8 protein-coding genes are annotated in these 12,760 nt (G+C 41.3%); 6 read left to right on the top strand and 2 right to left on the bottom strand.

What is annotated here, in order from left to right:
* Positions 1 to 45: 45 nt before the first annotated feature.
* Positions 46 to 1,407, top strand: coding sequence for an MFS transporter (locus K6I41_RS18500; RefSeq protein ID WP_250374926.1), 1,362 nt, complete (start codon positions 46 to 48; stop codon positions 1,405 to 1,407).
* A gap of 139 nt (positions 1,408 to 1,546) precedes the next feature.
* Here the strand turns inward: K6I41_RS18500 and abaI are convergent, their stop codons facing one another.
* Positions 1,547 to 2,113, bottom strand: a complete 567-nt coding sequence (gene abaI / locus K6I41_RS18495; protein ID WP_080632436.1) for an acyl-homoserine-lactone synthase AbaI — start codon at positions 2,111 to 2,113, stop codon at positions 1,547 to 1,549.
* Positions 2,114 to 2,176: 63 nt separating this feature from the next.
* Positions 2,177 to 2,593: a DUF4902 domain-containing protein gene (locus K6I41_RS18490; RefSeq protein WP_151989265.1), complete on the bottom strand. Its 417-nt coding sequence runs from the start codon at positions 2,591 to 2,593 to the stop codon at positions 2,177 to 2,179.
* Between the two features lie 635 nt (positions 2,594 to 3,228).
* On the opposite strand from K6I41_RS18490, the gene abaR reads away from it, so the two are divergent.
* The 5 genes from abaR (at position 3,229) to K6I41_RS18465 (ending at position 12,738) form a co-directional block, all read left to right on the top strand.
* Positions 3,229 to 3,945 carry a LuxR family transcriptional regulator AbaR gene (gene abaR, locus K6I41_RS18485; RefSeq protein WP_107882155.1) on the top strand — a complete coding sequence of 239 codons (717 nt, stop codon included), beginning with the start codon at positions 3,229 to 3,231 and terminating at the stop codon, positions 3,943 to 3,945.
* Between the two features lie 864 nt (positions 3,946 to 4,809).
* A complete protein-coding gene (locus K6I41_RS18480; RefSeq protein WP_250374925.1) occupies positions 4,810 to 6,699 on the top strand; it encodes a fatty acyl-AMP ligase in 1,890 nt (629 codons plus the stop codon).
* A 50-nt stretch (positions 6,700 to 6,749) separates the two neighbouring features.
* Entirely contained in the window at positions 6,750 to 8,525 is a 1,776-nt protein-coding gene (locus tag K6I41_RS18475; RefSeq protein WP_198308400.1) for an acyl-CoA dehydrogenase family protein, read from the top strand.
* Entirely contained in the window at positions 8,522 to 8,782 is a 261-nt protein-coding gene (locus tag K6I41_RS18470; RefSeq protein WP_004795344.1) for an acyl carrier protein, read from the top strand. The genes K6I41_RS18475 and K6I41_RS18470 overlap by 4 nt, the downstream gene beginning before the upstream one ends.
* Positions 8,779 to 12,738, top strand: a complete 3,960-nt coding sequence (locus K6I41_RS18465) for a non-ribosomal peptide synthetase (RefSeq protein ID WP_250374924.1) — start codon at positions 8,779 to 8,781, stop codon at positions 12,736 to 12,738. Before K6I41_RS18470 ends, K6I41_RS18465 begins: the two co-directional genes overlap by 4 nt.
* The last annotated feature ends 22 nt before the right edge of the window (positions 12,739 to 12,760 follow it).

Raw genomic sequence — 12,760 nt, 5'->3', positions numbered from 1 at the left:
AAGCATAAAAAAGATAAAACAAGAAAATCTAAAAAGGATATTACGATGCAATCAATACATGGAAACGGTTCAACTACTAAAAAGTCGTCACATCGATTAGCAGGCATCTCTAGCATGGTCGGCACCACCATTGAGTGGTATGACTTTTTTATTTACGGTGCGGCAGCGGCGCTGATTTTTAATAAATTATTTTTCCCAAATCTGGATGCCCTTACAGGTGTGCTTGCTGCATTTGCCACTTATGCCGTTGGGTTTATTGGGCGACCACTAGGGGGCCTAGTCTTTGGTCATTTTGGTGACAAGATTGGTCGTAAATCGATGTTGCTGTTGACTCTAATGCTCATGGGAATCCCAACCGTACTGATTGGCTTATTACCGACTTACGAATCAATTGGTTACTGGGCTGCAATTTGTTTGGTTGTCTTACGATTCATTCAAGGGATGGCAATGGGCGGTGAATGGGGCGGTGCTGTGCTTATGGCCGTTGAACATGCACCCGAAGGCGGTAAAGGATTTTGGGGAAGCTTGCCTCAAGCCAGTACAGGTGGTGGCTTAATGCTAGCCTCAATCGCGTTGGGTCTGGTGTCGTTATTACCTGAAGAAGCACTGTTTAGCTGGGGGTGGCGTTTACCGTTTCTTGCCAGCATTATTTTACTAGCAGTAGGTTGGTACATTCGAGTGAAAGTACCTGAATCACCAGATTTTGAAAAAGTAAAACAGCAGTCCGAAGAAGTCAAAGTTCCTGCCTTACAAGTTTTTAAAAACCATCCAAAGCAACTCATCACGATTATTTTGGCTCGCGCTGCCGAAAATGCATGGTTCTATATTGCTTCAACCTTTACGTTGGCCTATACCACTGCACAACTTGGAATCCCACGTCAGGACATTTTATTTGCCACCATTTGCGGTGCTGTGGTCATTCTATTTATGACGCCGTTATGTGGACATTTGTCAGATAAAGTAGGTCAACGCAATATGTTTATGTTTGGGTTATGCGTATTGGCACTTTATTGCTATCCATTTTTTACCATGCTCAACACTAAAGATCCAGTATTGGTCTGGACGGCAATTGTTTTAGCGATTGGTGTGGTTTTTCCGATTATGTATGCACCACAAGCTCAGCTTTTTGCACGTCAATTTCCGGCAGAAATTCGTTATAGCGGAATCTCAATTTCGGTACAGCTAGCTGGGGTACTTGGTGGTGGTTTAGCACCGCTAATTGCGACGAAACTTTTAAGTATCGGGCAAGGTAATCCTTACTTAATTATGATTTATATTGGATCTATGGCTATCGTTGCAATCATATCGACTTCATTTATGCCACGTGATTGGCAGACTAAAACTGATGAGGCTTACCATAAGAAATCAGAATTAAATTTGAAAACCAAAATTACTGAGCAGTCTTAATATTAAGTTTGAATCTTCAAATAAAGAAAAGCCCTAATCTTTTGACTAGGGCTTTTGAAATTTAATGAGTGAAACGAGATTCCGGCTTAAGACCTTAATCTTTGCAATGTCACCATTTTTTAGACTTTGATTTAACCAACTAAACTTCAATTAAGCATGCAAACATAGCATATCCATCGATAACCATTGGCGGTCCTGCACGATGGGCGCGAAAACCCGCGGCACGTAATAACCGCTCTACCCCAAGAGGTGAGGTCGTAATGAGTTGTTTTGCACCTTGTTTTCTTGCAAAGTTGATCGCTTCTTGCAGAATTGCAATAGAGACTGGGGATGACACTGCTTGATTAGCAGAGGTCGGCGGATTTGAGAAATCTACGGCTGAAAATCTTGATAATTCCCAAATTTCTGGTGAGCAAGGAATAGGCATTCCATTCATTAATTGAGGAAATATTTCACCCAGTAAATAGGGCTGAGTCGTGGGTAGTAGTCTGGCACAGCCAATAATATTGGATTCTCTATCTTGAGCGACGACGTAAGCTGTATCGATTTTATCAAATTGATCTAGTTCTTCATTATTTGGACAGTTCAACTCCCAACCCAAATGTTCAACAAATACCTTGTAGCGGTAACTTTTAAATTTGGTATATAGGACTTCTGAAAAATTGTTTTGGAATCCAGCAATAACATTCATTACAAGTGCTTCCACTTATTTTTCAGGCGACTTTACTCGACAGCTGAAAAGGTGGTAACTGTAAGAATTTACAGGTTTCTAAGAGAAATTTGGACTTAATTTAGTCTTTGTTTGTGTTGTATTGATTTGAGCATAAATGAACTGTTCCCAAAACAAAGAATCTATTTTTTTTTCGATTAATGTTTCAGTAACATCAAATCCAATATCTGTACCTGATAAATCAACAATCATGATATTGCTTCGAGGTAGCCCAATTCGTTTTAAGCTAGCAATTCCATTATTCTCAATAAATTCCCAGTCCCATCCGGTACTTAAAGCTGGGCTCCGTGATGTTGCCCATTCAGTAAACCCACAATATAGAATTCGAGAGTCTTCAATTTGTGTAGTTTCAACAATAGATATCAGGTGTTGGAGGGGGTAATTCATAAGCTGGATTTCATTCATCCGAATAAAACCATCTGTTGAGATTGAAAAATCAGGGGGGATTGTGACCATGCTACCTATTCAAGTGACTTGAATTACAGTTCTATAGATAAATAACATAAATTATTGCCAACGAAATACTGTTAAGTTTTACAGGTTAGCCGTAATCTGGTGATACACAACGTTAAGCTGTTCTTTAGAAAGTACTTCAGACAGGAAGTTTTACTTACGCGGAAATTGACCCATCTATAGCTTCAATATGAGAGTTGCTTGTTTCAAGATTATCAACAGTTTAAGTTTTTCATATGTATTGTAGATAATATTTATCCTATTATTAAAATATTATTTTAGAAATCATTATCATTATTATGCGTTTCATTAAATAATAAATAAAAATTTATACTGCTAGTATCAATAATAGACGTTATTCTTTAGTTAAATTAATAGAAATATACAAAAAAGAAGAAATAATGGTCTCCTTTTGAAAATAAAAAATACTCATTTTTGGAATAAAATGCATCCTGTAAATTTGAGGCTTTCAAGCATAATTCGCATGTGCAATATAACAACCTTAAAAAGCTTTCTGAAACCAGTTTATCCGGAAAATTTACCACCCTCTCAGGCTCAAAAATGTTGTTATTTGGATTATGAATTCACTATATGCAACTAAATAAAAATGATTTATGCATGAGGTTTAATGAGAGTAAATGGAAAATTGGCAAGAAGATCTACTATCAGCATCTCTGATGGTAAAAAATGAATATCAGCTATTTGAGGTAGTCAAATCTACAGCTTCAAAGCTTGGATTTGATTATTGTGCTTATGGTATGCAGTCGCCATTATCTATTGCTGAACCAAAAACAATTATGTTGAATAATTATCCCGAAGCATGGCAGAAGCGTTATGTTAAACAGCAATATGTGAGGGTAGATCCAACCGTACAGCATTGTATGCTATCACTTCAACCTCTTGTCTGGTCGAGCCAATCTGCAAACACACAATCTCAAAAAGATTTTTGGGAGGAGGCGCGTTCTTATGGTTTAAACGTCGGTTGGGCACAGTCAAGCCGTGACTTTATTGGTACAAGGGGAATGCTAACACTAGCAAGATCTACTGACCAATTATCAGAAAAAGAGCAGAAAGCTCAATATACCAATATGTTTTGGTTATCTCAGACAGTACATTCCAGTATTGCTAAAATTGTGAATGAAACAGAATTTGCTCAGTTTAATCTTTATTTAACGAATCGGGAAAAAGAGGTTCTACGTTGGACTGCGGAAGGAAAAACGTCAGCAGAGATTGCTCAGATTCTCGGAGTAACTGAAAGAACAGTAAATTTTCATCTCTGTAATTCAATGCAAAAGTTAAATGTGAATAATAAAATTTCAGCAGCGATTAGAGCCGTGATGTTAGGAATTTTATAAAGTTAGATATATAGAAATATAATAATTAATTTTGATGAAATAAATTATTATTAGATATTTATTTAAAGTGGATTTAATTGAGAATTTTTAATTTAAGAAAATTTTAATTAAAGTCGAATTTATATAGATAATCTTATTTATAAAAGTTTTTTGAAATTGATTTATGGGGTGATTTAATAATATTTTCACTTAATGATAAAACAAAATAAATGAAATTTATAATTAAAAAATATTTTATTAATATTATTGTTTTAAAATTTGGTATTCGCATTTTATCGGCTCTTAGAAGATAAAATTTATTAATTTATAGGTTTATATATCAGTCAAGATGCTATACATAGTTTTAAGCTATTCAAGTACAAATTAAAGCAGATTTCTTTAGGAGCTTTATCCTTATAAATAAAGGCTATGAGGGGGTCTTACCTGAATCATTTATTGCCCTTAAGAAAAGCAAATAAACAGTACATTAGATTGTGAATACAAGATCTCCAATCAAGAGACTCACAAAATAAGAATACGAACAGACCATATGGTTGGCATACTAAGAAACCTTGCGAAACACTATTAAATATTAATCAAAGAAGGGAAAAATTGGGTTAGAGGTTTAATTTAATTGCCCGCCTTCATAATATTGAACTGAATAAAAATAATTTATGAAAGATATCCAATTTCTTAATTCTTAATAAAAACAGGCCAACCTGTAAAACCTTACAGGTGTAATAAAAAACACTAGCACATAAAATATAATGTGAATTTATATTTTAAACAAAAAGTATATTCATTTTTTATTAAAAGCCCCAGCTAGAAGTGTCATTTCTGAATTAGCGAGTTTAAAGGGTGAATTATAATTAATCGGAGTAAGTTATGGCTGTAATGGGTACGGATAATATCATTGCAACTTTGGAATCCCACGCAAATTCAAATGGAGCTAGGGTTGCTTTCGAGTATTTAGGGCGCCAATCCGGTGGGATTCAATCTCTGACGTATGCAGAGCTGAACGAGCAAGTTCAATGTCAGGCCCAAATCTTAATGAATCTTGTCGATAGCGGTGATCGTGCCGTGTTGCTGTTTGAGCCTGGATTGGACTTTATCGTATCGTTCTTTGCCTGTTTAAAAGCTAAAATTATCGCAGTACCTGTCAGCTTGCCTTTTAACCGCAATGGTTTTTCTAATATTTTGAATATTATGAATGACTGTGAGCCAAAGATAGTACTCACAACCAAAAAGATTCTTGAGCTATCGGGTCTTATCACATTAAAAGCCCAAAACGAAAGTTTAATATTGCATGCTGTTGATGCCCAATTGCAGCGTGATTTAGTGGAAAAGGATTTTCCACATATTGCTGAAGACGATATCTGCTTCCTTCAATATACTTCAGGGTCAACTGGTTGGCCTAAAGGGGTAATCGTTACCCATAAAAACATCATGGCAAATGAAGTCATGATTGCTGAAGCGTTTGGTACACAAGCCGATGATATCGGTCTTACATGGCTACCTGTTTATCATGACATGGGATTGATCGGCTCAGTTTTACAGACTGTGTATGTAGGTCTGACTTGCTATGTGATGTCACCGCTGGATTTTATCCGTAAACCTCTTAAATGGCTGCAATTCATTAGCGAAAAAGGGGTCACGATTAGTGGTGGGCCAAACTTTGCCTATGAATTGTGCCTACACCGCATCTCGGATGATGAGGCTGCATCGCTTGATCTGAGCCGTGTGCGTGTGCTGTTTAACGGTGCAGAGCCGATCAAAGCTCATGTTATGCAAAGCTTCATGGAGAAGTTCAATACTCAGTCGAAATTGAGAATGGATACTTTCTTGCCGTGCTATGGCTTGGCAGAAGTTACGCTCTTAGTCAGTGGTGTGACTGGTCCGCTTAATGCTATTTCAATTGATCGTGAAAAGTTGAATGCCAATTTGGTGCAGACCAGTCAAGATCAGACAGCCGTGCAAATAGTAAGCTGTGGCAAGATTTCCGCACACATTGATTGCCGTATTGTTAATCCACATACCCGCAAAGAGGTAGGAGCTAATGAAGTCGGTGAAATCTGGCTAGCAGGTGAGAGTGTCACTGCGGGTTACTGGCAGAAGCCTGAGGTCAATCAGGAAACCTTTGCTGCAACCATCCTCGATAAGGCAGATAAGCCTAGTCAAGTGCACTACTTGAGAACTGGTGATATGGGCTTTGTTAAAAACGGAGACTTGTATGTGACTGGTCGTCTTAAGGATGTGATCATCATCCGTGGCAAAAACTATTACCCACAAGATATCGAGTGTTCTGTTGAAACAGCACATCCTGCTGTCCGTAAAGGCTGTGTGGCAGCAGTGAATTTCGGTAATTCTGATGGTGTCACGGTTGTGCTTGAGATCAAAAAGAAGTCGATAGACAAGACACTTAATTTTGAAACCATCAGAACTCAGGTTAAAGAACAAGTCGCGGCTGATATCGGTTTGCCTGTAGAAGGTGTTTATTTGCTGCATCAAGGTCGGATCAACAAGACCACTAGCGGAAAAATTAGAAGAAGAAAAATTAAAGAGCAGATCGAGCGCGGTCAACTGATCTGTTTAACCCATCCAAACCGTAGAACGGTGATGGCTCGAAACTATGTCAAAAATGGCTTAGAAATCATCCGTGATCGTGAGCAGCGGGGGCAACTGATTCGTTATAGCTCCAATCTACTCAACTCAATGATCAAGGAACGAGAAGTGCGCGCGCTCATTTTTAATCGATTGAAAAGTGCTTTGTTTTAATCCTTACCCTTTAATCATTTGAGCAAAAACTCATGTCACTTACATCTAATTTGCGGCAGTTTCAATCTGCTGCTCGTCTGGAGCAAATTTTAGGCTCCGTACATGATACCAATAATGATTTTTCTTGGTCCGCTGCCATTGAGCGCGATGAGAAGGAACAATACCCTCAGCGTGCTGTTGATTTTCTGAATGCCGTGGGCATGAACCGTTTTTATGTACCTTCAGAGCTTGGAGGTCGTATGGAAATTGGTGAAGAGTTGCTATATCTGCATCGAGTGCTGGCACGACGTGATCTAACCATCAATTCGACCTATAGCACGAATGCTTGGTCTGTGATTGTATGGATCGGTGGTAATGCAAACCAATGCCAAAACATTGCTAGTCGAATTTTGAGTGGTGCTGCACCAGCGCTAGCTTATAGTGAGAAAGCGCATGGAGCTGACCTTTTATCTAGTGAAGTAACTGCACAAGCTACTGAAAGCAAGTACGTTTTGAATGGCGAAAAATGGTCAATCAATCGCGCTACTCTAGGTGACTCTTTAAGTCTGATTGCTAAAACGTCGGATGACCGTGGACCACGTAGCCTGAGTGCATTCTGGCTTGATAAGCGTCATATGGTTTCTAAGGGAACTTATAGCCTGAACCGTCTACCAACAGTGGGTATGCGTGGGTTAGATATCAGTGGTATTGGCTTTAACAATGCTGAAATTCACAAAGATGCTCTGATCGGTGAAGAAGGTCAGGGCTTAGAGCTTGGGCTCAAGACGCTACAGGTGACGCGTGCATATTGCAGCAGCTTCTCTTTGGGTGCGGGCGATACGATGCTGCGCATCGCGACTGAGTTTGCTATTGAGCGTGAGTTATATAACAAAAAAGTAATAAGCATTCCGCTAGTGCGTGAGCAACTGGCTACAGCCTATGCCTATCTATTGGCGGCTGAGGTGTTGTCACTCGTTGGTGCGCGTGGGTTACATGTTTGTATCAATCAGTTCAGTACATGGTCACCGATCATTAAGGTACTGGTGCCTGAGTATGTAGAGTCACTCGCTAAGATCACCTCCTCAGTGCTTGGGTCGCGTTTTTTCTTAAGAAATGCATATGCGGATGGAATGTACCAGAAAGCTTTCAGAGACCATCTGATTGTTAGTGTGTTTGACGGCAGTAGCACCGTCTGTCTAGACAGCCTGAGTTTTCAGCTCAAGTCTGCCAATAAAGGCCGTAGCAAAAAAGTAAACCATCTCGACCAAGCCGAAGCTAAAGCACGCTATCACCAGTTATATGACTTACAGGTGAAGACGGATGCTATTGATTTTCGTGAGCTTGAGATTTTCAACCGCGATGGTGACTTGGTGATGGAGTCACTGGGAACGATCATCGAGATGCTCAACGATGCGGACGTTACAGAGGGAATGACTGCTGAGATTCTGTCCCCGTTACGTGAACGTGCTGATCAACTTCTTATCGAGCAGCGCACGCTAGATCAAAAAATTCAGGATTATTTCTCAAATTCAGAAGCGGCCAAAGAGTTTGAAACATTACGTTTCAGCTTGGCCCGTGACTATGCTGAGTTATTTGCTCGCATTGCTGTGCTGGGTTTTTGGATATTTAACCGTCATGGCTTAAGACCTGCTTTGCAGGATGGTGCATGGCTGATCATTTTCCTAAATGCTGCTGAAGGGCAGGCATCCCCTCCAATGACATCACTACGTGAAAGCACATTGGCAGATCTGCTAGACCGAATTTCAACCAACCATATGTTATCTGTCATCGATTTTGCACTGGCACCACGTGATGCCAAACCGGTTAAAGAGGAGATTACCCCATGAATAAAGATAAAGCTTACTGGAGCGCAATCATTCGTACGCTAGTAGCCAAAGAAATGCGCGTAGAGCCTGAGACGATTAATCCAGATCAAAAATTTACCAGTTACGGTCTTGATTCGATCGTTGCTTTGTCTGTGTCTGGGGATTTAGAAGATCTGACAAAACTAGAGCTTGAACCGACACTACTATGGGATTACCCGACAATTAATGCGTTGGCTGAATATCTTGTTTCTGAGTTGCAACAGGGAGTTGCTTCGTGAATAACCTTGTACGACTAGAACCAGAAGTTCTGTCACGTCATGCGATTTCTGCAGAACAGCTCGGCATCTGGTATATCCAGCGCCTTGAGTCGACCTGCAGTGCCTACAATATGGTGGTGGCCTTTGATGTGAAGGTCAACCAACCATTAGGCAATAAGCCGATGGAGATTCTAGAAGCGGTAATGCATGATTATCCGCTGCTACGTGTAAGTATGCCTGCTAATGATCAGGGTATTGAGCAACTGATCTGGGATCGAATCTATCCTAATATCGTCTTCTCTGATGCTCGCCATGTCGATGCATCTGATTTGACACAATTGGTCGAGCAGGATACTAAACAGCCGTTTGATCTGACTCAGCCACCGCTGTGGCGTATTCATTGTTATGAACGTGGTGAAAATCACTATGTGATTGCAGTCGTGATTCATCATGCCCTCATGGATTTCTGGTCGATTGGTCTCTTACTGCGTGATGTCGGCAAACGTTTTGGACTAGTTACAGAGTCAGACGTAGTGAACGGAATCGAGTTCGCACAGTATGCTGATAAGCAGCAGAGTACTGCGATTGACGATGCTGATGAGAGTCTACTGTTCTGGAAAAATGCGTTACAACATGCACCACACGTACATAGCATTCCGCTTGATTATCCTCGTCCGGCTGTGCAGCAACACAAAGGTAGCTCACTGGTGTTCCGTGTGCCTGAGTCAGTGTCGTCTGGTCTTGTGAACTTAGCGAAAGATTATGAGATCACGCTGTTTGGACTCGTACTATCTGGCTTCTATATCCTGCTACACAAGCTATCAAATGAAAATGAACTCGTTATTGCTACACCTGTAGCTGGTCGACTTGAGCGCTCGTTGCGCAATGCGCTGGGGCAGTTTGTCAATACGATTGCTATTCACATGGACATTGATGCTGACCAGACTTTACGTCAATTTACACAGCAGGTTCAGGAACAATTAAGACAGAGCCTCAAGCATCAAAAAGTTGCCTTTTCCAGAGTAGTTGAAGCTGTTTCACCAAAGCGTGATGGCAGTATTAACCCATTGGCTCAGGTAGGAATGTTCTGGGAACGTCTAGGCGGTATGGATGAGTTTAAAGAACTACTTCTGCCAATCCAGACCCCAGCTACTTTGGTTGGTCAAGATTTAACTTTAGGAAGTTTTCCAGTTCGTCAGCAAGAAGGACAGTTGGATATTACGCTAGAAATGGGCGGTGAATATCAGGGTGAACTTGTTGGTGTATTGAAATATAACACTGAGCTATTTTCTGCGCAGTCTGCCGAAAATATAGTACAGCTGCTGCAAGCTGTACTATCTGAGATGGTGGCTCATCCTGAACGTAAGATCGTTGAGTTAAATATCGCACCTGATTATAAAGATGGCATTCAGTTCGAGGCCCTCCGTGGAAAGGCGACTGATTATGCTCAGCATGATCTATTCGCAATGATTTTAAAGCAGATCGATGATCGTGGTGAAAATCATGCTTTGACCTCGAACGATCATGCGGTTAGCTACCGTGAGTTAGGTCAACATATTGCTGGTATTGCTGAATATTTGCGTGAACACGGCATTACACGTGGCGATCGTGTAGGTCTCATGTTAGACCGCACAGCGTTACTGCCAGCAGCAATCCTTGGGATCTGGGCGGCAGGGGCAGCTTATGTGCCACTGGATCCTAACTTCCCAACTGAACGTCTACAAAACATCATTGAAGATGCCGAACCTAAAGTCATCTTGACTCAAACCGAGTTAATGGATGCTCTTAACAGTTCTGTACCTCGCTTAGATATCAATCAAGCTGGTGTTGTGGCACTTGAGAAAGTGCGCGAGGCGCTTGCCTTTGGTGATGTCGCTTATGTGATGTACACATCAGGCTCGACAGGTAAGCCTAAAGGTGTTCGTATTGGGCATCCTTCAATCATCAATTTCTTGCTATCTATGAATGATAGATTGCAAGTGACTGCTGACACTCAGTTGTTAGCAATCACCACGTATGCATTTGATATTTCAATTCTTGAATTACTCATTCCGCTTATGTACGGCGGTGTGGTGCATGTATGCCCACGTGAAGTATCACAAGATGGTAATCAACTCGTAGACTATCTAAATGCTAAGTCTATCAATGTGTTACAGGCTACACCGGCTTCTTGGAAAATGCTCTTAGATAGCGAGTGGGGCGGCAATGCAGGGTTGACTGCACTCTGTGGAGGCGAAGCGCTAGATACTATTCTTGCAGAAAAACTGCTGGATAAAGTTGGTTGTCTATGGAATGTCTATGGTCCGACTGAAACTACAGTGTGGTCTAGTGCAGCTCGTATCACCGATGCAAAGTATATTGATTTAGGTGAACCACTGGCGAATACCCAGCTTTATGTTCTTGATGAGCAGCAGCGTTTGGTTCCACCAGGCGTTATGGGTGAGCTTTGGATTGGTGGTGATGGCCTAGCGGTTGATTATTGGCATCGACCTGAATTGACAGATGCACAATTTAGAACATTGCCATCTCTACCAAATGCCGGTCGACTCTACCGAACAGGGGATAAAGTCTGCCTGCGTACAGATGGACGCTTGACTCATCATGGACGTCTAGATTTCCAAGTCAAGATTCGTGGATTCCGTATCGAACTAGGTGAAATCGAGAATGTTCTCAAACAGATCGACGGTATCACAGATGCGGTAGTGCTGGTTAAGACCACAGCTGACAGCGACCAGAAACTGGTGGCGTATGTAACTGGACAAGAGCTTGATATTGCTGGTTTAAAAAAGACCCTGCAAATCCATCTTCCAGCTTATATGGTGCCAAGTGCGTTTATCCGATTGGATGAATTTCCAATGACGGCCAACAATAAGTTGGATCGTAAGGCATTTCCTGAGCCGATCTTTGAGCAGAGCAATGATTATGTTGCACCGCGTGATCCGATCGAAATCGAATTGTGTACTACCTTTGAACAGATCTTGTCGGTCAAGCGAGTTGGTATACACGATGATTTCTTTGAATTAGGTGGGCATTCTTTATTAGCTGTGAAGCTTGTCAACCATCTCAAAAAGGCTTTCGGTACCGAACTGTCAGTTGCTTTGTTGGCACAATATTCCACTGTGGCGAGTCTGAGTGAAATCATTCGCGAAAATAAAGAAATTAAGCCATCTATCGTAATTGAACTACGCCGTGGAACTTATGAACAACCGCTGTGGCTGTTCCATCCAATTGGTGGCAGTACCTTCTGTTATATGGAGCTTTCGCGTCACCTCAACCCGAATCGTACCTTACGTGCTATTCAGTCTCCTGGACTGATTGAAGCCGATGCTGCGGAAGTGGCGATTGAAGAAATGGCGACGCTCTATATTGCTGAAATGCAAAAGATGCAGCCTCAAGGCCCTTATTTCCTCGGTGGCTGGTGTTTCGGTGGGGCGATTGCGTATGAGATCAGTCGTCAGTTGCGTCAAATGGGGCAACAGGTCACAGGTATTGTCATGATCGATACTCGTGCTCCAATTCCAGAAAATGTGCCTGAAGATGCCGACGATGCCATGCTTTTGTCTTGGTTCGCCCGTGATTTAGCTGCACCTTATGGCAAAAAGTTAACGATCCCAGCGCAATACTTGCGTGAATTGAGTCCAGATCAAATGTTTGATCATGTACTTAAAGAAGCTAAGGCCATCAATGTTCTACCGTTAGATGCTGATCCATCAGATTTCCGACTTTACTTTGATACCTATTTGGCGAATGGCATCGCACTCCAGACCTATTTCCCAGATCCTGAAGATTTTCCAATTCTATTGGTCAAGGCCAAAGATGAGCAGGAAGACTTCGGAGAAAGTCTAGGTTGGGATCAACTGGTCAAAGAAACATTTACACAAGTGGATTTGCCTGGTGACCATTCATCAATTATGTACGCTGAGAATGTCGTGGCTGTGGCCCAGACCATTGATCAGATGTATCCAATTCCTGCATAAGAAATACAAGAAGGTAGAACCA

The sequence above is a fragment of the Acinetobacter sp. AS23 genome (genome assembly GCF_023612055.1).
Lineage (GTDB): Bacteria > Pseudomonadota > Gammaproteobacteria > Pseudomonadales > Moraxellaceae > Acinetobacter > Acinetobacter oleivorans.
Note: the sequence above shows the minus strand (reverse complement) of the source record. Positions and strands in the feature narration are given on the sequence as shown.